The organism is Catenibacterium sp. AM22-6LB (assembly GCF_003435615.1).
In the GTDB taxonomy this organism is placed as follows: Bacteria; Bacillota_I; Bacilli_A; order Erysipelotrichales; family Coprobacillaceae; genus Catenibacterium; species Catenibacterium mitsuoka_A.
Window position 1 is genome coordinate 1 of sequence record NZ_QTUM01000028.1, and the last position, 23,008, is coordinate 23,008.

Below are 23,008 nucleotides of genomic sequence, written 5' to 3' on the forward strand. Positions count from 1 at the left end.
TTCCAAGACCCCCAAATATTTAGAGCGAAGGTCTGACCCCCACAAAAATTAAAGACCCATAACTAGAACGTCTCTTCATTGAGACGTTCTTTTTCCATGTGTTATAATGGGGTAGGGTGATCTAAATGGCAATGGTACAATTACTAGTAGACGGTGGAATAGGTTTGATATTAATTATATCTGGAATACTTATGAATATGATTTCTAATAAACATAACAAACAATGCACAAAAAGTGTAGAAGGAAAAGTAATTAGCTATAGTTTCCCGGGAGAATCACGCATGTATCCAATAGTAGAATATGTAGTAGATGGTATAACTTATAACACTAAAAAGAAGTATAAAGGCATCAAGTCTATCAAAGCATCAGGAATACCACTACCAGTTAAATCTAATGCTTATGAGGATGAAAAAGGATACCTACATATAAAATCGGGAGCCATTGTAAATGTCCGTCAGATGGCAGAAAAACTATGGCCTATCAATAGTAAAATGATTGTTTACTATAATCTAGATAACCCTAAGATCTGCTATGTAGATAGACCTATTTATAATAGTTTTGCATCTAAGATGTTTATCATTATGGGTAGTGTTGTAATAGTTATAAGTATAATTGTATTCGTCCTAATGCAGTTGTGAACATCTCTAATAAGAGGTGTTTTTTGATGCAAAAAAAACACTGTACAGCTGTACAGTGCCTAGCTTTTGAGTTCCTCAAACAACTTATCTAAATTATCGTAACCCTTAACAGAAGAATTATAAGTCATTCTTTTTGCTTCTTCCATTGCTTCTATAGTTTCTTTATTTGGTGTTAATTCAAAAGGAATACCACCCACTCGCAATGATTCCTTCACAAAAAGATTAAATGCGGTACTAAGATCCATACCTAGTTCACTAAATAATACATCTGCCTTTTCTTTTAAATCACTGTCCATACTAATTGTTAAATTTGTATACATAGGTTCAACCCCTTTCTAGTGATAGTATATGCTTTTTCATATATTTTCACAATATGAACGAAGATTGAAAACATTATTAATATAAGTAAAATAAGAGAAATGAAGGGAATGACAAACAATGAAAAACATATTAATCATATCTAGTTCACCTAGAAGAAATGGAAACTCACAACTACTATGTAATCAATTCAAGAAGGGTGCAGAAGATAAAGGCCATCATGTAGACATGATACGTATCATGGATCAAAATATCGGTTTTTGTAGAGCATGTGATGGTTGTATGAGAAATGGTGGCACTTGTATTCTTAGGGATGATATGGCAAACATATTAAATCTTTACCAAAAAGCAGATGTATTAGTACTTGCAACACCAGTATACTTCTATGGAATCAGTGCACAAATGAAAACATTCATAGATCGTACTTATCCTATCTGGCAGCATCTAGGTAAAAAGGATGTCTATTACATCATCTCTGCAGGATTAGGTGAAGATATTGTAGAAAGAGCATTAGGAGACCTAGATGGTTTTGTAGAACATCTAGAAGAATATGAAATAAAGGGTAGACTTTATGCTACAAATGTCATGGATGCAGGTCTAGTAAAGGACCAGGAAATATATAAACAAGCCTATGAAATGGCCAACTCAATCTAAAAGGTCGGTACGCTTTTGTACCGACCATTATAGTCTTAATCCTTTTATATCTTTTACACGTGATAATATCGTATTACAGCTGCAGCTTAACACACCAGGAAGTGTATCTATCACATCATGAAGAAAATGTTCCATCTCTTCATTAGAAGATGCCACTGCATGTACATGTAGTTTATCTCTACCAGTTACTCTATAAATCTGAGTCACTATACTACTCTTATTTAATATATCTGTTACTTCTTTAAAATAATCTGGTTTTGTTTCAATCTCAAAATAACAGGATACAGCACCACTTATTTTTTGTGGATTAATAATCGTTGTATATTCTTCAATAATCCCTTTATTCTCTAAAGCCTGAATACGTGCTTTAACAGCTACTCTAGAAATTCCAATCTTTTCTCCTATATCAGAATAAGACATACGGGCATTCTTTACTAATAACTGTATAATCTTCTGATCTAACTCATCTAAACCATTTAAGTACATACATATCACTCCTATCTATTTCATCTTATCATTACAATAAGCAAATCACAAGTTGATATAAGCAAACCATTATACTATAATAGTTGCATAACGTAAGTGTGAAGTTACGAAAAGGAGGCATATAATGAATAAAGATCTTACAAAAGGACCTGTTGTGAAATCAATGCTGTTGTTTGCGATACCTATGATACTAGGAGACCTCTTACAACAATGTTACAACATTGCGGATACTTTAATAGTAGGACAGTTCTTAGGAAAAACAGCTTTAGCTGCAGTCGGTTCTTCTTTTACTCTTATGACCTTTATTACATCTATCATATTAGGCTTATGTATGGGTAGTGGTGCACTCTTTTCTATTAGATTTGGACAAAGAGATAAAAGAGGACTAAAACAGGATCTATGTGCTTCCTTCTTCTTTATCGCCTTCATATCCATATTACTTAATATCATTGCTTATATATATCTAGATGTACTTAAACTCTTCTTAAGAGTGCCTCATGAAGTATGGGGTGATATGAGATGTTATCTCTTATATATTTTTATGGGAATCATTGCGATATTCTTATATAACTTCTTTTCGGCTTATTTAAGATCTATAGGTAATTCAGTCATTCCACTCATCTTTCTTGCCATCTCTTCTATCTTGAATATTATTCTAGATCTCTATTTTGTACTTGTATTAAAGATGGGAGTAGGGGGTGCAGCCCTTGCCACAGTACTTTCTCAATATGTATCAGGTATAGGCATCATGCTTTATACACTACTTAAATATAAAGAAGTACTTGTAATATTTAAAATCAGTTACTTAAAAAGAGAAAGAATTAAACAGATCATCTCCTTTTCACTTCTTACCTGTATCCAGCAATCAGTCATGAATCTAGGAATACTGATGGTACAAGGGTTAGTTAATAGCTTTGGTACAGTTGTTATGGCTGCATTTGCAGCTGCAGTAAAAATAGATGCTTTTGCCTATATGCCAGTACAGGACTTTGGAAATGCTTTTTCTACATTCATTGCTCAAAACTATGGAGCCAAAGAAAAAGAAAGAATACAAAAAGGACTCAAAGAAGCTGTTCGTATCTCTTCAATATTCTGTATAATCATTTCTATTCTAGTTTATATATTTGCCAGATCTTTAATGATGATCTTTGTAGATGCAAATGAAACAAGTATCATCTTAGAAGGTGTACGCTACTTAAGAATAGAAGGTGCATTCTATATGGGTATAGGCTGTTTATTCTTGTTATATGGTTTATATCGTGCCTTAGGAAGACCAGGTATGAGTGTTGTTCTTACAGTCTTCTCACTTGGCACAAGAGTCGCTTTAGCTTATATCTTATCTTCTATACCAACACTTGGAGTAACAGGTATATGGTGGTCAGTTCCAATAGGCTGGGCACTTGCGGATATAGTGGGATTAGTATATTACAAAAAGAATAAACACAATTTATTAAGTTTTGGGGGAGTATTATAATGAAATAGGTTGGTATTAAGTGATACATCTAAAGGTTAATAGGTGCTTCTCCTGTTTTACATATTGACAGAGATTAACTCTGTTTGATTAAATTGTGGTAGGGAGGATGAATCATGATTATTAGAGAAGCAAGAATAGAAGACATAGAAAGACTATTAGAAATATATGACATTGCGAAAGCATTTATGAGAAAAACAGGAAACCCACATCAGTGGAACAGCAGTTATCCTGATTTAAAAACATTAGAAGAAGATATTCATAAACATCAACTCTTTGTAATGGAAGAAGAATCTATTATACATAGTGTATTTGCGTTTATTCTTGGAGAAGATCCTACATATAATAAAATAGAAGGTGCATGGCTTGATCACAGTACTTATGGTACGATTCATCGTATTGCGAGTGATGGTATTATGCATCAAGTCTTTAAGAAAGCAGTGGACTTCTGTGGTGAGAAATGTCCACACTTACGAGCTGATACACATGAAGATAATAAGATTATGCAGAAGGTTTTGTTAAAAAATGGTTTTCAAGAAACAGGAATTATCTATGTAGAAGATGGTACACCTAGAATAGCATATGAGAAGGTGAAATAATGATCTGTCCTAAATGTGGATGTAGAGTAGAAATAGGAATGAAGAAATGCCCTGTATGTGGTAGTACTCTAGATAATGAATACACAAGATATGAAAAGAAGATGAAAAGAAAAAGAATACAGAAAAAAGCAATAGGTTCTGTATTTCTTATATTTGATATTATTCGTACTCTTATTGGTGTAGGTATAGCTCTATTTGGCTGTGTAGGTATCATGGAAGGTGATTATCTATTTGCAGCTAGTATAATTCTATTTGGATTATCGTTAATTCCTTATTGGTATAAGAAAGCATCTAATAGATTCATTGCGATTATTCTACCTGTATTGTTTGTACTTATGGGTTTTGTAGTATTATTGTTTACAGTATAGAAAGTATATTCTTTTATCTTTTTGTCTTGTAATACATGTTGATAATGCTTACTTTAGACTAAAGAGGTGATAGATATGACATATACAGAACCAACCGCAATTGGTGGTATGACACAAGAAGAACTAGACAAAGAATTAAGAAAAGGTATTGAATCTATCAAAGAAGGTAAAACATTTACTGCAGATGAAGTAGATGAAGAACTTGCAAGAGAGTTTGGAATCTAATGAGAGAGAAACAGCGGGTTGCTGTTTCTTTTTTTAGACTAGCATAAATTACTTTTAAATAATTTTTAATGACACCTATTTAAAGGCATTATCAAGCATGAATTTCAGACATAGAATATAGAGATGGTGTATAATAAACTTATCTTGACACAGAAAGGACAAATAATAATGAAACTATTTCATTTATCTGATCTCCATATTGGCTTAAAGCTAATGAATAGAGACTTAACAGAAGACCAACAATATATACTTAATAGAATTGTACAATACGCAAAAGAAAAACAACCTGACGCTATTATGATTGCAGGTGATATATATGATAAAGCTGTTCCTAGTGCTGAAGCAGTGAGTCTATTTGACTCTTTTGTGACATCTTTAAAGGAAGCAGTACCCCAATCTACTATTATGATGATTTCTGGTAATCATGATAGTGCACCTAGAATAGATTGTTTTAGACAGGTACTACTTAAACAGAACCTCTATATGGTAGGTAACCCTCCTGAAAAAGAAGAAGACTTTATTGAAAGAATTACTTTAAATGACAATTATGGACCTGTTCATTTCTACCTTCTTCCTTTTGTGAAACCTTCCATGGTCAAAAACATTATTGGAACTAACGATGGAAGAAACTACTCTTATAGTGAAACAATTAAGAAACTGATAGAAAGAGAAGAAATGAATACAAAGGATAGAAACGTATTGATTTCTCACCAGTTCTATCTACCAGTTAATAAGAAAGCAGAAGACATAGAACGAACTGACTCTGAAATACGTACTGCTGGTAACATAGATGAAGTCAGTGGAGAAGTATTACTCCCATTTGATTATGCCGCTCTAGGACATATCCATAAGCCTATGAAGGTAGGAAGTGATGTCTATCGCTATTGTGGTACACCTTTACCTTATTCTATGAGTGAAGCTGGTCAGGACAAAGGAATTATAGAAATAGAAATGAAAGAAAAAGGTGTTGTAGAAACACAGGTACTTCCTTTAAAACCACTTCATAATCTAAGAATCATAGAAGGAGAACTTAAAGATGTATTAAATCAATCCTGTGATGATTTTGTGAGAGTTGTACTTACTGATAAACAGGATCTCAATATCTTTGAAATGCAGGAAAAACTAAAAAATGCTTTTCCTAGATTACTAGAAATAAGAAGAGAAAACATAAGAAAGAATAACTATCAGGCAGTTGTAAAGAAGGATGTTAAAATGGATCCATTCTCTTTATGTACTGATTTCTTAAATGGCGTTGATGAAGAAGAAAAAGATTTATTACAAGATATCATCAACCATGTGAAGGGGGTATAATATGAAACCTATTAAACTCGTAATGGAAGCCTTTGGTTCCTATGCATCTAAAACAGTCATTGATTTTAGAGAACCAAATCAGAATTTGTTTTTAATTACTGGAGATACAGGCGCAGGTAAAACAACTATCTTTGATGCGATTGTATTCGCATTATATGGAGAAAGCAGTTCTACTCTAAATAAGAAAACAGGCACACTCTTACAAAGCCAATTTGCTTCATTAGATGTTAAACCTTACGTAGAATTGACCTTCTCACAAGGCTATGGTGATGATGAAAAAATCTATACTATTCATCGTATTCCCCAGCATTATACATACTATAAAGCAGGCGCTAAAAAAGGTTTAAGAAAAGAAAAAGCGGAATCAGGTAGTATCGCATTAATGATGCCAGATGGGTCTGAGTATCCTCAAAAAGAAGCTAATAAGAAGATCATAGATATCATTCATCTCACTAAAGAACAGTTCATGCAGGTCGCAATGATTGCGCAAGGTGAATTCATGGATGTATTACGTAAATCATCTAATGAGAAGAAAGAAATCTTTAGAAAGCTTTTCCATACAGAAATCTATAATGATATTGTAGAAGAACTCAACAATAGAAGAAAAGAAACAGAAAAGAGTATTAGTGATATCAAAACAAGATGTATGAGTGAAGTAGGGCATATTCATATAAGTGAAGAACATGAAAATCTTGTCTTCCTTATTGAAGCGATTCAAAGAGGGGAAATCTCTTATCTCAATGAATTAGTAGATGAGTTAGAATCCTATTGTCAGGTATTAGAAGAGACTCTTAATAAGGATAAAGATGCATTAAGTAAGACTAATGCATTAAAAGAAGAAAAGAAAACAAATCTAGATCAAGCAAAACAACTTCTTAATGATTATCAAGTTCTAAAAGAGGCAAAGCAGCAGCTCGTTAACTTAAATAATCAAAAAGAGGAGATAGAAAATAACTATAAGCTCTCTAGTAAAATTGAATATGCTTATAATATCTTGCAGGCACATAACTCTTATACAAAAGATCAAAAACAATATACAGATACGCAAAACAAGCTAGAAAATGAACTCAAAAGAGAGCCAGAACTACGTATTCAGTATGAAAACTTAAAAGAAGAAGAGAAAACTGTAGATATAAAATACGAACAATCAGTTCGTTTATATACACAAGAATATGATAAAGCGACAAAAGATTTAGAAAATAGAAAACAATTAAGCAAAATAGAAAATAGCATATCTAATATTAATAAATCTATTGATAATTCTACTAAACAGCTTACATTACTCAATAAAAACAAAGAATCTTTATTATTAAAACAGGAAAAAGGTGAAGCAGAACTAGAAACACTCAAGGATGTAGAAAAAGAACAGGTTATTCTAGAATCAAAACATAAGGAATTCAAGACTAAGCTTGATTCTTACAACAACCTCGTTAAAGACTTTCAATCTATTTCTAAAAAAGAAAAAGAACTCATCGCAACACAAAATGAATATACAAGATTAAGTACTTATTATAATCAGAAGAATAGCATCTATGAAGAAGCTAATAAGCTCTTCCTAGATGCACAGGCAGGTTTACTTGCAAGAACACTTGAAGTTGGTACTCCATGTCCTGTTTGTGGTTCCATCCACCATCCACTTCCTGCATCTTTAAAAGATGGAGAAGTGGCCACTAAAGAAGAACTAGAAAAAATGAGAATAGAAAAAGACAAGGCATTTGTCTTACTAGAAACAGAAAGCGCAAAAGCCTCATCTTTAAATGATTCTTTAAATGAATTAAAAGAGAAACACAAGAATGATTTAAAGATTCTAAGTGACACACTCTCTAGTGAATCTACTCTTAATTCTATTAAAGAAACACTTCTAAATGAAAAACAAACTTTGAGTCGTCTTGCAGAAGAACTCAATGTGAGAAAGAGTCGTTATCAAGTACTCACAAAAGAACTAGAAACAATTGAAACACAGTTAAACCAATATGAAGAGAATATCAAATCACTTACTGATGATATTCATCAATATGAAGTTAAGCTTGCTTCTTTAAATTCTACATTGACACAATTAAAGTGCCAGTTAAGCTATGCTTCATTAGAAGAAGCACAAAATGCGATAAGTCTACTTAATAAGAACAAACAGGAAGAAGAGGCAGCTTATAAGAACTTCAAAGAAAAATTAAATATATCTACAGATATTTATAATAAGTGTCAAACACTTATTACATCCTATAAAGAATCTCTTCCTCAATTAGAAAGAAGCAGGGATGAGTCTTATAAGATTTATACAAGCCAAGTAGAAGAATACAAATGTGATTCTTGGCAGGATCTTACTTCTAAGTATCAAAAAGAAGATATAAAGCGTTTCAATCAAGCTTATATGGATTATTCTAAGAATCATGCCAGTGTCTCTTCTAAAATTGATACAATAGAGAAACGTATCAATGGACAACCTCTTCCTGAACTAGATGTACTAGAAAAAGATTATCAAGATATATTAGAGACATATTCAAAACAATTAACTCAAGTACAATCATTAGAACTTACTTATTTAAACAACAATGAATCATTAAAGAGCTTAGATAAGATTGTTTCTCATGCAAAAGAAATGATTCATAAGAACCACCAATTAACTACTCTATACAACCAATTATCTGGTAATGTATCAGGCTCTAGAATGGACTTAGAAACATATGTTCAAAGAACATACCTAGAACGTATCTTAATAGAGGCCAATAACCGTTTCTATGATATGTCTGCAGGTCAGTATGAGTTACATCTTAAAAATATTGAACAGGCAGGAGAAGGTAAGAATAAAGGCTTAGATTTAATGGTTTATTCTTTTGTGACTGACTCTGAAAGAGAAATCAATACATTATCAGGTGGAGAGTCATTCATGGCTGCACTCTCTTTAGCCCTAGGTATGGCAGATGAGATTAAAGAAAGTGCATCAGGTATTGATCTAGATATTATGTTTATTGATGAAGGATTTGGCTCTTTAGATGATCATTCAAGAGATGAAGCCGTTAAAGTACTTATGGATATGTCAGAAGGGTCTAAACTTATTGGTATTATCTCCCATGTATCAGAATTAAAACAGGAAATAGAAGATCAATTAGTTGTATCCAAGGATGATCATGGTTCTCATGTAAAATGGCAGATCAGTTAAAAATGATTGTCGTAAGACACATACTTATGGCATAATGGATACGCGAGGTAAACACAATGAAAAACATTATTACATTAAAAGATGCATCAGGAAATGATGTTGAGTTCAAGATGTTAGATCAATTCACTTATGATGAGCGCACATATGTTGTTCTTATGCCACATAACGAATCAACAACACAGGTTTCTATCTTTGAAGTCGTACCTACTAAAGAAGAGGGTGTAGATGGCTTATTAGGTGTTACACCTGATCAAACAAATATTCTCTTTGAAGTATTCAAAGAAAGAAACAAAGACAAATTCAATTTTGTAGAAGAATAGGCAAATAGCCTATTCTTTTTAATATTATGTTATTATTATGTGAATATGTTATGAATATGTATTGTAATAAATAATTATTACTGTATAATAATATATGGCATTGAAAGAGGGGAAGCGGTTTATATGACTCAAGAGAAAAAGAATGCTGGTTATGAAGGGGAAGCTGACCAGCATAAAAATTGCCGAAAGAAATTCTCCAATGCTCATATGATAAGAAATGGTTATACTTATACAGATCGTGTTCTTATAATCAAAGCATCTTATTATATGAAAAAAGGGAAGCTGTAAGGCCCAGAAGGGCTTTACAGCTTCCTTTGATTTTTATTGTAATGTGTTTAAAATATGTTAGAATAGGAAAGGCTAAATTATTTGTGGTTATGAAATGGAGGATAACTTTATGGGGCTACAACTAAGTAGAAACATGAATCAAGCAGATCCTATTATTATTGTTGGATTAGGAGGACTTGGTGGCGGTGTCATTGATTCCTTAAAAGGTAAAATAAAACATGATTATGATGATATAGATAGAGTAGAAATAAGAATCGTAGATATGACATCTCATATCAAGAATATACATATGACAGATGATGAAATCATTATTCTAGATCCTCGTGGAACAGATTGTGATAGAACACTTGGACAGAAGATTTTTAGAACTGAATCTGTCTATGAAGGTATAAGAAGTGAATTCAAGACACTCATTGAGAAGATGATCTCTATTGCTGGAGATAATCATATTAATGTCCTTATTGCCTCTGGTATAGTAGGGGGTACAGGTGGAGGAATATTTGTAGACTTCACTTATATGATTCATGATTTATTCAAGGAATGTCATCATAAGAACTATAGTATTTGTGCTTATATGTTTGATGCACAAAGCAATGATGATCAAGAAGAAAAGAATCATCGTATGAAACTCAATGGTCAGGCTGCTTTAAAGGAATTACAACATCATATGAACATTACAACACATGATCATCTTTATCAGACTACAATTGGACAAAGGGAAATTACTTGCAGAAAAACACTCTTTGAAGAATATAAACATATTTCTTTTTGTCTAGGTGATGATGTGAAACTAGATGATCTCAAGAAGCGTATGAGTACTTTAATGATTGAAGAATTCTTATACTAAATCAGAACGACTATACAATGCTTTTCCAATAATTTCTACAGGAAGACTTTCTACCTCTTCCTGAGAATAATAACGTACATCAACAGAAGGGTTCGCTGGTTCTAGAATCAGTAATCCTTCTTTTTTTATGACCTTTTTGACTGTTACTTCACAACGATTAATTAATACGACCGCAATCGTCCCACTTGGTACATCATTACATTTTTTTACATATAATAAATCTCCATCATGAATATGTGCCCCTGACATAGAATCTCCCACAACACGTAAAAAGAAATCCCCGCGATAATAATCATCCTGAGTCACCTGTTCATATCCTTCAAAATTCTCATCAATGAGTAAATCATACCCTGCCTTGACTTCACCTAGCACTGGCTTTTCATAACGTTCCTCACTATTAATAAGTGATTCTACGTCTACACCTAATATAAATGAGAGTTTCTCTATCACTTCAGGATTTGTGACCTTTGTATCACCCTTTAACCATCTTGTTACAGTAGAACGGTTCACACCTAATTGACTCGCAATATATTCATTAGATACACCCATCTTTTCCTTGTATCTCTTTAGATATTCTTTAAAATTCATCTTCTCCACCTCTTTTTAGGCATTATACAACATAATACAATTTGGTGCAAACAAATGCGTCATTCATTGTACTTACAGAATCATTTTGGTGCAAAACTATTTGATATATGCACCATAGATAACTATAATAAGACTAACAGGAAGGAGAAATAATGATGAAAAAAGTATATTTATGTATAGATTTAAAAACCTTCTTTGCCTCAGTTGAATGTAGTGAAAGACATCTTGATCCCTTTAAAACCAATCTTGTAGTGGCAGATCCTACTAGAGGTAATGGAGCACTCTGTCTTGCGATTACACCTCAAATGAAAAGTATGGGAATTCATAATCGCTGTCGTATATTTGAAATACCCAAGGGTGTTGAATATATTACTGCAATGCCCCGTATGCATCTTTATATGGAGTATTCAGCCCGTATTTATCGTATCTATTGTCGTTATGTCTCACCTGATGATATTCATGTTTATTCTATTGATGAATGTTTTATTGATATCACATCTTATATGCATCTTTATCATAAGAGTGCGAAGGAGTTTGCGAAGATGTTGATGCAGGCTGTATTTGCAGATACACATATTACTGCCACATGTGGCATAGGAACCAATCTCTATCTTGCGAAAGTCGCTCTTGATATCATCTCTAAGCATACAAAAGAAAATATTGGGATATTAGATGAAGAAAGGTATCAGAAATACTTATGGCATCATTTACCTATCACTGATTTCTGGCATATGGGAAGTGGAACAGCCAATCGTTTATTAAAACTTGGTGCTGTGGATATGCATGGGATAACCCAGATTCCTGAAGAGATTCTTTATAAAGAGTTTGGTATAAATGCAGAATATATTATTGATCATGCCTGGGGGAGAGAACCTGCTACGATTGCCTCTATTAAGAAGTATCGTCCTAAGAATGAATCTATTAATAATTCACAGGTTCTCTTTTCTGATTATGAATATGAGGATGCAATACTCGTTGTAAAGGAAATGGTAGAACTCAATGTCTTAAGACTTGTGGAATCACGTCTTGTCACAAATCATGTAAGCTTATATATTGGTTATTCACGTACAGATGGGGGAGGATGGGCAGGAGGCTTTAGAAAGCTGACAGTTAGAACCAATTCATTGAGTGTTCTGATGGATGCCTTTATATCTCTTTATCATCTAAAAGTCCAAAAAGGAAGACTCATTAGACAAATCTCTATATCCTTTAATGATGTCTTAGATGAAGCTTATGAATCCTATGACTTATTTAGTGATATAGAGGCATTGGAAGAAGAAAAGAAGCTTCAGAGAACTCTTGTCTCTATCCGTCATAAGTATGGGAAGAATGCGATATTAAAGCTTATGAACAAACAAGAGAAAGCTACTACAGAAAAAAGAAATACATTAATAGGAGGTCATAATGCATAAGAAGGTTGATCGTGCACGCTTATTTTTAAGCTTTGATGCCTTAAAAGGATTTAAAGAACTACTTCAAGAAGATACTACAATACCTAGAAAAGAACTATGTGAAGACCGATATTATGAACTTGACTGGAAGATACACCAAATTCAAGAAGGAGATGAAGTAGAACTTGTCTATTACACAGGGTCTTCTTATTCTAAAATAAGAGGAACAATACAAATAGTGAATCTCAATGATCACTATATTTATATCAATAACCATAAAATACAGCTTAAGAATATCTTTTCACTAGAATTATAATATGTTCTTTTTCTTCGTCCAATCTCTTGCCACACCCTATCTATAAATAGTAACTAAGATATAATAGAGAACAAGAGGGGAAGTGAAGCGTATGCTGAATTATCAAAAACTATTAATGCCCTATAAGAATTTCAAGGGTGAACATATGATTGTCTATGCCTTTGTGCATAACAAGTCCTATAAGCTCTCAGATCAGGCATCGACAATCACAAATTTGATTGATACATATCAGCTAGACGCTGATAAGAAGGAAAAGATCTCTGCAATATGTTATATGCATGATGCGAGGATCAGACAAAACGAAATCGTCATGAATATTGACGATGATGAGCTTTATATAAAGCTCAATGAATTTGGGAAAATGTTGGTGGAGATAGAAAATATCTTCACACAGGAAAGTGCATATTCACAATAATATGCACTTTTTTCTTTATTTTAATGCATATGATAGATATTTCTAAAAAGTCTATCATATGCTATAATAAGTGTGAAGAAGGTGAATAAGATGTGTAAAACAAGAATACAAGAAGAAATAGAAGCCCTTATGTCTCTCTATCATCTCGGTAAAGCACCATTATCTTATGCTTTAGGCTTTGGAGAAGTCACTATTACAAGATATTTACAGGGAAGTACCCCTCATCCTGACTATGCACAAGTTATTCACAATGCACTATGTGATATAGACTATATGATGGATTTAGTGAATAAGAACCATGAAAAGATGGGACCAGCCTTTAAAAAGGCAATTAATAGATGTCTCACTCTTAAATCACAATTCTCCTGTTCAAAAGAAATCTTGCAGGTGATTTCTTATCTCTTTTATAAACTAGAAGAACTCACACCTATGCAATTAGAATCCTATCTATACTTTATACAAGCTTATTCCTATCCACAGCCACTCTTTCATGAACATTGTGAAGCATGGAATCAAGGTGTCATCTATCCTGATGTCTATCATTTATTCTCTACATTCCCATTTAGAGTACAAGATGATATGCGTTATAAGATCATCGAAGATGCTTATTTAGATCTAGATGAAAACAAGAAAGAATACATAGATGAAATCCTCAATACATTCTCTCGTTACCCTTTAAAAACACTTATAACACTCACTAAAACAGGACCATGGAAGAATAATTATAAAGAAGGGGAAATCACTATCATTTCTGCAGAAGATATACAAAACTATTTCAAGAGGCACTAATATGGAACAATTCTATAACATACTTAAAGAATCACTGAATGAAGAAATGGGATGGATGATTGATCACATATATGAAGACTATAAGGATACTAAAGATATATTAGGTTTTGCGTTAAGCTGTGAGAAGATATTGCGTCTATACTTTGGTACAGACATCCATGACCAGCTTAAAGATTTACTTATATATGTCTTATATGTCTATCTTGACTACGATGAAGATAAGATAGAATTATTATTGAACGACTATGACCCTGAGCATAATCGATATATACAATGAAGAATTTAGAATATATGTAAATATATACTAAATGCATAAATGTAAGTTACTAATAATATAAATAGATTGGATAGCACATAAAAATGAAGTATAATAGTAAACAGAAAGGAAGTGTTAATTGTGTGGTATCAAGAAACAGTATTTTATCAGATTTGCCCACTAGGACTTTGTGGTGCGCCTGAAGTAAATGATGATATCCAGGCTCATCGTATTTTAAAAATCAAGGACTTTGTCCCTTATCTACAAGAATTAGGAATAGGGGCTGTGTATTTCAATCCTGTATTCAACAGTGATTCTCATGGCTATGATACGCGTGACTATAATCTCATCGATACGCGTTTAGGTACAAATGAAGATTTTGCAGAAGTATGTAAAACACTTCATGAATATGATATTAAGGTTGTATTAGATGGGGTATTTAACCATGTTGGTAGAGGCTTTTTTGCGTTTAGAGATGTCCAGGAAAAAGGACCTGCAAGCCCATATGCCAATTGGTTCCATATCAACTTTGATGGAGATTCTAGCTATGGTGATGGATTCTGGTATGAAGGATGGGAAGGTCATTATGAACTTGTAAAGTTAAACCTAGATAACCCAGATGTCCAACATTATTTACTAGATGCAGTCGATTACTGGATCAAGTGTTTTGATATAGATGGTTTGAGACTAGACGTCGCTTATTCATTGCCTAGATGGTTTATGGCAATGTTGAGTGATCATTGTAAGAGTTTAAAACAGGATTTCTTTATGTTAGGAGAAGTATTAGGTGATAATGCAGGTTACATGTATACAGAAGCTAAACTTGATGCAATCACTGATTATCCATCATATAAAGCATTCTGGTCTTCATTTAACTCTTTGAATATGTTTGAATATGCCCATACATTAAAGAGAAATGCGATGGATATGTATAGAGGTAGAGACTTACTCACATTTGTAGATAACCATGATGTGAATAGAATATCTAGTACATTAACTGATGAAAGAAAACTTCCATTAGTATTTGGCTTACTCATGGCAGTTCCTGGTATTCCATGTATTTATTATGGTTCAGAATGGGGTATTAAAGGTGAAAAGATTCAAGGTGTAACAGATGCACCACTTCGTCCAGAACTCGATGCACCTGCACCTAATGATTTATCAGATTTAGTTTCTAAATATATTCATATTCGTAGAGGACATAAAGCACTCACATTAGGAGACTATAAGGATTTAGTTCTTACTAATAAGCAGTATGTATTAGAAAGAAACTATGAAGGAGAAAAGATTGTGGTCGCACTTAATATCGATGATGCACCTTATACAATTTATCCACCTATTGATCATGGTTCTTATCAGGATCTTATGAGCGGAGAAATGGTGGATTATAATGGACAATTAGAATTACCACCACTTTCAATCACATATTTATATAAGCATGCATAAGGCTGAGCAATCAGCCTTTTATAAAGGAGAAAAAAATGCAGGAAGATATTATACTTAAACTTTCAGAACAACTAAATATCAAGACTGAACAGATACAAAATACATTAAAACTATTAGAAGAAGGCTGTACCGTTCCTTTTATTGCCCGTTATCGTAAAGAATTAACACATGGCTTAGATGAAGAACAGATCCGTGTTATCCAGGAACAATATGACTATCAGGTGAATCTTAAAAAAAGAAAAGAAGAAGTCCTTACAAGAATAGAAACATTAGGACACTTAAATGATGATATCGTGAAGATGGTCAATGCATGTACACGTTTATCACAAGTAGAAGATATCTATCGTCCTTATAAACAGAAAAAGAAAACAAGAGCCAGTGTGGCCATTGCAGCAGGTCTAGAACCTTTAGCGAAGACACTTCTTTCTTTACCACGTACATTTAATGAAAAAGATATAGACGCCTATCTGAATGATACAATCACTTCTAGAGAAGAGGCATTGCAGGGTGCTAAGGATATCATTGCGGAAAAAATTTCTAATGATATGACAGTACGTAATAAGATTGTCGATTCTATGATGAACTATGGCCGACTTGTCACTTCTAAAAAGAAGAATGCGGAAGATGAAAAGATGACCTATAAGATGTACTATGACTATTCTGAAAATGTCTCACGTATTGCGACACATCGTATTATGGCGATTGATCGAGGAGAAAAAGAAAAGATCCTCACTGTTTCTATCAACATTAATGAAGAGTATATCAAGACATTTGTCTCAAGACGTTATATTAAGTTTCCTAAGAGTCCAACAGCCAAATATATCGATGAAGCCATTGATGATGGTTTAAAGCGTCTCGCTTATCCTTCTTTAGAAAGATTAGTCAGAAATACTCTTACTGAAAAAGCCCAGGAAGCAAGTATTGATGTTTTCTCTGATAATCTAGGTAAACTACTCTTACAGGCTCCAATGAAAAATAAGAGAATCTTAGGCTTTGACCCAGCTTTCCGTACAGGATGTAAATTAGCCGTTATTGATGAATCAGGTAAGAAACTTACAGTTGATGTCATTTATCCACATCCTCCCGTTGCGAAAGTGAAGGAATCAGAGAAGAAATTAGTAGACCTCTGTACAAAATATGATGTCAATCTTATTGCGATTGGTAATGGGACAGCCAGTCGTGAAAGTGAAGCTTTTGTCGCAAATACAATTAAGAAATATCACTTACCTGTGAGTTATACTATAGTCAGTGAAGCAGGAGCGAGTGTTTATAGTGCCTCTAAGCTTGCGATAGAAGAATTCCCAGACCTTCATGTAGAACAAAGAAGCGCGATTTCTATCGCAAGAAGACTACTCGATCCTTTATCAGAACTTATTAAGATTGATCCTCAATCTATAGGAGTAGGGCAGTACCAGCATGATTTACCTACTACACAATTAAAAGAAAGACTTAACTTCGTTGTAGAAAAAGCTGTTAACTTAGTAGGTGTTAATATCAATACAGCCAGTCCTACACTCTTAAAGAATGTCTCTGGTTTAACTCAGGCAACAGCAAATAGTATTGTGGCTTATCGTGAAGAAAATGGTAAGATCATGAGCCGTAAAGAAATGAAAAAGATTCCTAAGATTGGCCCAAAAGCCTATCAACAGGCTGCTGGTTTCTTAAGAATCGAAGAGGGCAGTGAGCCACTAGATCGTACAAATATCCATCCAGAATCTTATGATGCCACTAAAGCTATCCTAAAGGCATTAAACTTAACGACTAATGATCTAGGAACAGATGCATGTAAGAAGGCTGTCTCACAGGCTAACATAACATCTCTTAAAGAACTTACAGGACTAGATGACTATACACTTAAAGATATTCTAGATTCTATTATGAGACCATTAAGAGACTATCGTGATGATTATGATGGACCAATCTTAAGACAGGATATCCTCACATTAGAAGACTTACATGTTCATGATAAACTAGAAGGTACAGTACGTAATGTCGTAGACTTCGGTGCCTTTGTAGATATTGGATTACATGAAGACGGACTTGTTCATATTTCTAAAATGAGTAAAAACCGTATTAAACACCCAAGCGATGTTGTCTCTGTAGGAGATATCGTAACGACATGGGTAGATACAATTGATGAACAAAGACATAAAGTTCAATTAACTATGATTGATCCCAACAAATAGAAAAAGATGATTCCAATAAACGGAATCATCTTTTTAGCTTCCATAAGTGAAAGAATACATCTATACCAAGTAACATAGAAATAGTAAACAATACAATAGACATATAATAAGACTCAGTCAATACTCCACATAACATACACATGCAGCTAAATACTGTTTTAATTATGATAGATAATTCTGTTTTCTTATAGGTCTGTCTTGTATAATCATCATTCTCAGTCACATTGACATGTAACTGACCATTCTTACTCATCTTGATTAAATCATAGACAATCTGAGGTAATGCATAGCTTTTCTTTAATGTCTTATAAAGGTCATGACCTATTTTCAATCCTTGATCCTTATAATCCAGATCTTTTAGTACTGTATTACGCTTATGATTAATTAATATCTCAATAAGATTAGAAGAAGGACTGATCTTCTCTAAAGTACCTTCAAGTGTCACCAAACAACGACATAATAGAGTCAGTTCTGTCGGTATCGCAATATTATTACTTGTCACAATATCAAAACACTTCTGTATCAAATCAGAGAAATTATAATCAGATAAGCTCTTAGCTTTATATTCACTTACAATTGAATTTAATTGATGTAATAACTGTGTTTCATCTATTTCATGATCTGGTGTTACTAACATCAAGAAGGATTCTTCTAGATCATAAATATCATCTTCAATTAAAGCCTGTAAAGCAAGAGATAAGATATGCTGAGTAAAGGAAGATACAGTACCCATCATTCCAAAATCTATCCAGGCAATCTTTCCTTCATCTATTAAGATATTACCAGGATGAGGGTCAGCATGAAAGAATCCATCATCTAATATCTGTTTACAGCAGTTATCTGCCATTTTCAAGGCAATCTCATCTAAGTCATAACCTTCATACTTTAATTTCTTTATAGCATCAATAGGAATACCATCAATATAAGAATAAACAAGCAAATGATTGGTTGTATATTCATTATAGACATGAGGTGCTTTAATATAACGTATATCTTTTTGATTATTCGCAAAGACATTCATATTATTCGCTTCATTGAGGAAGTTCATCTCTGTCTGGCTTGTACGCCATAATTCATCAATAATAGAACGATAATCTATCAGATCACCTGTACCAGTCACCATCTTTAAAAGACGTGGAAACTTATGCATAATACGTACATCAGCTTCCATGATTTCATGAATATGAGGTCTTTGAACCTTTAATACAACTGTATCACCATTTAATAAATGTCCTAAATGAACCTGTGCAATAGACGCACATCCAATAGGCTTTTCTTCTATATTCTTAAATACATTCTCTATTGGCTGTCCTAGTTCTTCTTCAATAATACTACGAATAGTAGAAAAACTAAGAGGCGCAATAGACGCTCTTAGTTTTTCGAACTCTTTACAGTATTCTAGAGGTATTAGATCACTACGCATTGACATGATCTGTCCTAATTTGACATAAGTAGGGCCAAGCTCTTCAATCATCTCTCTTGCCTTAATGGGAGTCAGACCATTTTTAATATCATGTTTCTTGATAATAGAGAGTATTTCTCTCATACGTTTAATATTACTGATTTTCTTCATGATCTAATGCATCAAGCTTCTGGCGCAAAGCATTACGTTCTTCTTCAGTCATGTTTTCTACATGTTCTAACAAGTCTTCACGTGCTTTTCTTTTTAATTCTTCATTCATCGCACGTCCTTTATTGATGGTATCCTGACCTTTTTTCGCAAGACTATCTGTTAAGTTTTTAGAACGATCAGCGACCTCAGCTGCTGCACCAATACCTACAAGTACTGTCTTTTTCAACAATTCACTCATAGCCATATGACATACCTCCTTTCAAATACTATTTTATCACAACTACAACCAGTGGTTAAGTAATATAGACCTTGAAAGAATAATTGTGTTATAATGAAAAAACGAAAGGGAGTTATCAGTATGAAGAAAGAAGAATATATAGGTGTATTTGATTCAGGTGTTGGAGGAGTGAGTGTCTTACAGGCTATTCATGAAATGATGCCAGGAGAGAATCTTTATTTCTTTGGTGATTCACTTAATGCACCTTATGGGGAAAAAACATTAGAAGATGTCCAGCAGCTTACTCTTAATGCGATAGAAAACATGAATAAGAAGAAACATTTAAAGGCCATCGTGATTGCCTGTAATACAGCAACAAGTGCTGCAGTGACATTATTAAGAGAAAAATATACAGATATTCCTGTCATTGGTATAGAACCTGCATTAAAACCAGCAGCTTTATCTAAGAAGAATAGTTGTATTCTTGTGATGGCGACAGCCAATACATTACGTTTAGATAAGTTTCATCAATTAGCTGAAAGATATGATAAATCAGCCACTATTATTCCAGTTCCATGTTATGGACTTGCCAAACGTATTGAACAGGGGAATTTAGATCAACCAGATTTGATTGACTTACTTACAGATTTAATAGGTCCTTATAAAGGTAAAGTAGATAGTGTTGTACTAGGTTGTACACATTATCCATTTGTGAAAAATCAAATAGCGACAGTTTTAGGTGATATTCCAATGTTTGATGGAGCTTATGGAACAAGTAAACATCTTTATAATTGTTTAAAGGAATGTGATTGTTTAAATGATCAGGAAGAAGGAGATATCCTCTATGGTTCATCCAAGGAAGATGAAATTCCTATCTATAAAACATTTATGAATACACCAATCGTATAATAAGCCATTTATATGGCTTTTTTACTAAGAGGAAAACGTATGAACTATATTATTATCAATAAAGACAACATAGACACAGAACATATATGTTGTGATATGTCTAACAAAAAGAGTCTTCAAAAAAAAGAATGGTTAAAAGAAAGATTTGATGAAGGTTTAGTATTTTATCGCAGTGAAGAAAGAGGAAAATGCTTCATTGAATATATTCCAGATCAATATGCCTGGATACCTATTACAAGTAATAACTATATGTATATCAATTGTTTATGGGTTTCAGGTTCGATGAAAGGACATGGCTATTCAAGTGACTTATTAAACTATTGTATAGAAGATGCACGTCAAAAAGGTTATAAAGGCGTTTGTATTCTATCGTCTAAAGGACGTAAGAAAGAGTTCCTTTCTGATTATAAATATTTGACACATAAAGGGTTTAAGATAGCCGATGAATCAGATAATGGTATTATACTTATGTATTTTCCATTCACTGAAGGTAATCCTCCAGAGTTTAAAGAATGTGCTAAACATCCGCATATTAATGAACAGGGCTTTGTATTATATTATACAGATCAATGTCCTTTTACAGATTATTGGGTACCACGCATAGAAGAAGTGGCAAAAGAATACAACATTCCTTTAAAAACGATTCATATTACAACACGTGAACAGGCACAGAACCTTCCAACACCAGTTTCTACTTATGCATTATTTAAAGATGGAGAGTTTTTAACTCAAGGGATCCTTAATGAAAAGAAATTTTTAAAATATGCAGGAATTGATATGTAATAACATATTTTCCCACAAAAACCACATTTAGGTATTAAGTTTAAGATATATACTAGAATCAGAAAGTGAGAGTGGTATTATGAACAACGAAAATTTAAAAGATGTTTATGAAAAGCAGAATAAAAAGAAAGTCAGTCGTTTAAGTAAAAATATAGGTAAAGCATTTATTGCTGTGGCATTAGGTTTTGGTGGAGGCGCTGCTGGTTCTTATTTTATGAATAATCAAGGTACTACAGTAGTGACGAAGACTACTACAACTAAAGCAACAGGTACATCAAATGATGCATCAAGCATCTCTTCTAAGATGACACAAAGTGTTGTAGCCATTACAACAGAAAATATCTCAAGAGATAACTTCTGGTATGGTTCACAGGTATCAAGTGGTGCAGGTTCAGGAGTGATCATGAGCAGCGATGGTTATATTATTACTTGCGCTCATGTTGTTTCTGGCGCAAGTACAATTAAGGTTACTACAAGTGATAATAAAACATATGATGCAACTTTAGTAGGAACTTATAGTGATAATGATATTGCGGTACTTAAGATCAATGCAACCAATTTAAAACCAGCAACATTTGCGAATAGTGATAAATTAGTACAAGGTCAATCTACATATGCAGTAGGTAACCCAGAAGGTACATTCAGTGATTCTATTACTTCAGGTATCGTATCAGCCTTAAATCGTAAGATTACAGTACAGCTAGACAACGATGACTCATCTTCATCTAGTGATTATGGTCGTTTTGGTCAGCTTTATAGCTCTTCTAAGACTATCTCTATTTCTGTTATTCAGACAGATGCAGCCGTTTCTCCAGGTAACTCTGGTGGAGGATTATTTAATGGAAATGGTGATCTCATTGGTATTGTGAATGCAAAATCATCTGATACAAATAGTGAAGGTCTAGGATTTGCGATTCCTTCAAATACTGCATTAAAGATTGCGAAAGAACTCATCAACAAGAGTAATTAATAGACAAAAAGGACAGAAATGTCCTTTTTTAGTTAATATTTAGTTTACAAAACAAACTTATATTAGTGTCATGGAGGTATTTTATGAAAGAAAAATTTATTCAATTCATGCAGGGAAGATATGGTGGAGCAGATAAGCTCAACAGTCATCTCATGTATTTATTATTTATTTTAGTTATTATAGAGTTATTTACTGGCTCAAAACCATTAATAATCTTAAGCTTATTTTTGATGTTTTATATCTATTTCAGAATGTTTTCTAAGAATATCTATAAACGTTATGCAGAAAACCAGAAATATGTACAGTTTATTGCACCTATTACTAAGAAAGTAAACTTCTTTAAGAAAAAAAGAAAAGATAAAACACATAAATATTATAAATGTCCAACATGTAAACAAGTTGTCCGTGTACCTAAAGGACGCGGAAAGATTGAAATTAATTGTCCAAAGTGTCATACTAAGTTTATCAAAAGAACTTAGGGGGATTA

The 23,008-nt window shown here is 33.2% G+C and carries 27 protein-coding genes; 22 read left to right on the forward strand and 5 right to left on the reverse strand.

Annotated features, from left to right (window positions below):
- Positions 1-125 precede the first annotated feature (125 nt).
- Positions 126-638, forward strand: coding sequence for a hypothetical protein (locus DW269_RS07230; protein WP_117459169.1), 513 nt, complete (start codon positions 126-128; stop codon positions 636-638).
- A gap of 59 nt (positions 639-697) precedes the next feature.
- Here DW269_RS07230 and DW269_RS07235 read toward each other — a convergent pair whose 3' ends face one another.
- Entirely contained in the window at positions 698-958 is a 261-nt protein-coding gene (locus DW269_RS07235) for a type II toxin-antitoxin system RelB/DinJ family antitoxin (RefSeq protein ID WP_117459170.1), read from the reverse strand.
- A 118-nt stretch (positions 959-1,076) separates the two neighbouring features.
- Here DW269_RS07235 and DW269_RS07240 point away from each other — a divergent pair, with 118 nt between their 5' ends.
- Positions 1,077-1,610 carry a flavodoxin family protein gene (locus DW269_RS07240; protein WP_117459171.1) on the forward strand — a complete coding sequence of 178 codons (534 nt, stop codon included), beginning with the start codon at positions 1,077-1,079 and terminating at the stop codon, positions 1,608-1,610.
- 27 nt (positions 1,611-1,637) lie between these two features.
- Here DW269_RS07240 and DW269_RS07245 read toward each other — a convergent pair whose 3' ends face one another.
- Complete coding sequence (locus DW269_RS07245; RefSeq protein ID WP_117459172.1) at positions 1,638-2,096, reverse strand: Lrp/AsnC family transcriptional regulator; 459 nt, start codon at positions 2,094-2,096, stop codon at positions 1,638-1,640.
- A 124-nt stretch (positions 2,097-2,220) separates the two neighbouring features.
- Here DW269_RS07245 and DW269_RS07250 point away from each other — a divergent pair, with 124 nt between their 5' ends.
- The 9 genes from DW269_RS07250 to DW269_RS07285 all read left to right on the forward strand — a co-directional run bounded on the left by DW269_RS07250 (position 2,221) and on the right by DW269_RS07285 (position 10,682).
- Positions 2,221-3,570 carry an MATE family efflux transporter gene (locus tag DW269_RS07250; RefSeq protein WP_117459173.1) on the forward strand — a complete coding sequence of 450 codons (1,350 nt, stop codon included), beginning with the start codon at positions 2,221-2,223 and terminating at the stop codon, positions 3,568-3,570.
- 113 nt (positions 3,571-3,683) lie between these two features.
- Positions 3,684-4,166 carry a GNAT family N-acetyltransferase gene (locus tag DW269_RS07255; protein WP_117459174.1) on the forward strand — a complete coding sequence of 161 codons (483 nt, stop codon included), beginning with the start codon at positions 3,684-3,686 and terminating at the stop codon, positions 4,164-4,166.
- Complete coding sequence (locus tag DW269_RS07260; protein WP_117459175.1) at positions 4,166-4,534, forward strand: hypothetical protein; 369 nt, start codon at positions 4,166-4,168, stop codon at positions 4,532-4,534. The genes DW269_RS07255 and DW269_RS07260 overlap by 1 nt, the downstream gene beginning before the upstream one ends.
- A 75-nt stretch (positions 4,535-4,609) precedes the next feature.
- A complete protein-coding gene (locus DW269_RS07265) occupies positions 4,610-4,759 on the forward strand; it encodes a hypothetical protein (RefSeq protein ID WP_199409992.1) in 150 nt (49 codons plus the stop codon).
- A 168-nt stretch (positions 4,760-4,927) separates the two neighbouring features.
- Positions 4,928-6,070, forward strand: a complete 1,143-nt coding sequence (locus DW269_RS07270) for an exonuclease SbcCD subunit D (protein ID WP_117459176.1) — start codon at positions 4,928-4,930, stop codon at positions 6,068-6,070.
- A gap of 1 nt (position 6,071) precedes the next feature.
- On the forward strand, positions 6,072-9,227 hold the full coding sequence (locus DW269_RS07275) for an AAA family ATPase (RefSeq protein ID WP_117459177.1): 3,156 nt from the start codon (positions 6,072-6,074) through the stop codon (positions 9,225-9,227).
- Positions 9,228-9,283: 56 nt separating this feature from the next.
- Positions 9,284-9,547 (forward strand): DUF1292 domain-containing protein, encoded by a 264-nt coding sequence (locus tag DW269_RS07280; protein ID WP_117459178.1) that lies wholly within the window; start codon positions 9,284-9,286, stop codon positions 9,545-9,547.
- Between the two features lie 123 nt (positions 9,548-9,670).
- Entirely contained in the window at positions 9,671-9,835 is a 165-nt protein-coding gene (locus tag DW269_RS12625) for a hypothetical protein (protein WP_158546335.1), read from the forward strand.
- Positions 9,836-9,944: 109 nt separating this feature from the next.
- On the forward strand, positions 9,945-10,682 hold the full coding sequence (locus DW269_RS07285; protein WP_158546336.1) for a tubulin-like doman-containing protein: 738 nt from the start codon (positions 9,945-9,947) through the stop codon (positions 10,680-10,682).
- On the opposite strand, the gene DW269_RS07290 is transcribed toward DW269_RS07285, so the two are convergent.
- Complete coding sequence (locus DW269_RS07290; RefSeq protein WP_117459180.1) at positions 10,674-11,270, reverse strand: LexA family transcriptional regulator; 597 nt, start codon at positions 11,268-11,270, stop codon at positions 10,674-10,676. The genes DW269_RS07285 and DW269_RS07290 overlap by 9 nt on opposite strands.
- Before the next feature lie 155 nt (positions 11,271-11,425).
- Between DW269_RS07290 and DW269_RS07295 the strand changes: the two genes are divergently transcribed.
- The 7 genes from DW269_RS07295 (at position 11,426) to DW269_RS07325 (ending at position 18,069) form a co-directional block, all read left to right on the forward strand.
- Positions 11,426-12,682, forward strand: a complete 1,257-nt coding sequence (locus DW269_RS07295; RefSeq protein WP_117459181.1) for a DNA repair protein — start codon at positions 11,426-11,428, stop codon at positions 12,680-12,682.
- Entirely contained in the window at positions 12,675-12,977 is a 303-nt protein-coding gene (locus DW269_RS07300) for a YolD-like family protein (RefSeq protein ID WP_117459182.1), read from the forward strand. Before DW269_RS07295 ends, DW269_RS07300 begins: the two co-directional genes overlap by 8 nt.
- A 91-nt stretch (positions 12,978-13,068) precedes the next feature.
- On the forward strand, positions 13,069-13,392 hold the full coding sequence (locus DW269_RS07305; RefSeq protein ID WP_117459183.1) for a DUF1828 domain-containing protein: 324 nt from the start codon (positions 13,069-13,071) through the stop codon (positions 13,390-13,392).
- 90 nt (positions 13,393-13,482) lie between these two features.
- A complete protein-coding gene (locus DW269_RS07310) occupies positions 13,483-14,181 on the forward strand; it encodes a Panacea domain-containing protein (RefSeq protein WP_117459184.1) in 699 nt (232 codons plus the stop codon).
- Between the two features lies 1 nt (position 14,182).
- Complete coding sequence (locus tag DW269_RS07315) at positions 14,183-14,458, forward strand: hypothetical protein (protein ID WP_117459185.1); 276 nt, start codon at positions 14,183-14,185, stop codon at positions 14,456-14,458.
- A gap of 120 nt (positions 14,459-14,578) precedes the next feature.
- The gene (locus DW269_RS07320; protein WP_117459186.1) at positions 14,579-15,883 is read left to right on the forward strand and encodes an alpha-amylase family glycosyl hydrolase; all 1,305 of its coding nucleotides are present in this window, start codon (positions 14,579-14,581) and stop codon (positions 15,881-15,883) included.
- A gap of 35 nt (positions 15,884-15,918) precedes the next feature.
- Positions 15,919-18,069, forward strand: coding sequence for a Tex family protein (locus tag DW269_RS07325; protein ID WP_117459187.1), 2,151 nt, complete (start codon positions 15,919-15,921; stop codon positions 18,067-18,069).
- Between the two features lie 25 nt (positions 18,070-18,094).
- Here the strand turns inward: DW269_RS07325 and DW269_RS07330 are convergent, their stop codons facing one another.
- Positions 18,095-19,642: an AarF/ABC1/UbiB kinase family protein gene (locus DW269_RS07330; RefSeq protein WP_117459188.1), complete on the reverse strand. Its 1,548-nt coding sequence runs from the start codon at positions 19,640-19,642 to the stop codon at positions 18,095-18,097.
- Positions 19,626-19,886, reverse strand: a complete 261-nt coding sequence (locus DW269_RS07335; RefSeq protein WP_117459189.1) for a hypothetical protein — start codon at positions 19,884-19,886, stop codon at positions 19,626-19,628. Before DW269_RS07335 ends, DW269_RS07330 begins: the two co-directional genes overlap by 17 nt.
- A gap of 114 nt (positions 19,887-20,000) precedes the next feature.
- Between DW269_RS07335 and murI the strand changes: the two genes are divergently transcribed.
- The 4 genes from murI (at position 20,001) to DW269_RS07355 (ending at position 23,000) form a co-directional block, all read left to right on the forward strand.
- Positions 20,001-20,768, forward strand: coding sequence for a glutamate racemase (gene murI / locus DW269_RS07340; protein ID WP_233502454.1), 768 nt, complete (start codon positions 20,001-20,003; stop codon positions 20,766-20,768).
- A gap of 39 nt (positions 20,769-20,807) precedes the next feature.
- On the forward strand, positions 20,808-21,551 hold the full coding sequence (locus DW269_RS07345) for an N-acetyltransferase (protein ID WP_117459191.1): 744 nt from the start codon (positions 20,808-20,810) through the stop codon (positions 21,549-21,551).
- Between the two features lie 79 nt (positions 21,552-21,630).
- Positions 21,631-22,521 carry a S1C family serine protease gene (locus DW269_RS07350; RefSeq protein WP_022425609.1) on the forward strand — a complete coding sequence of 297 codons (891 nt, stop codon included), beginning with the start codon at positions 21,631-21,633 and terminating at the stop codon, positions 22,519-22,521.
- 83 nt (positions 22,522-22,604) lie between these two features.
- Positions 22,605-23,000 carry a hypothetical protein gene (locus DW269_RS07355; protein WP_233502453.1) on the forward strand — a complete coding sequence of 132 codons (396 nt, stop codon included), beginning with the start codon at positions 22,605-22,607 and terminating at the stop codon, positions 22,998-23,000.
- Positions 23,001-23,008 lie beyond the last annotated feature (8 nt).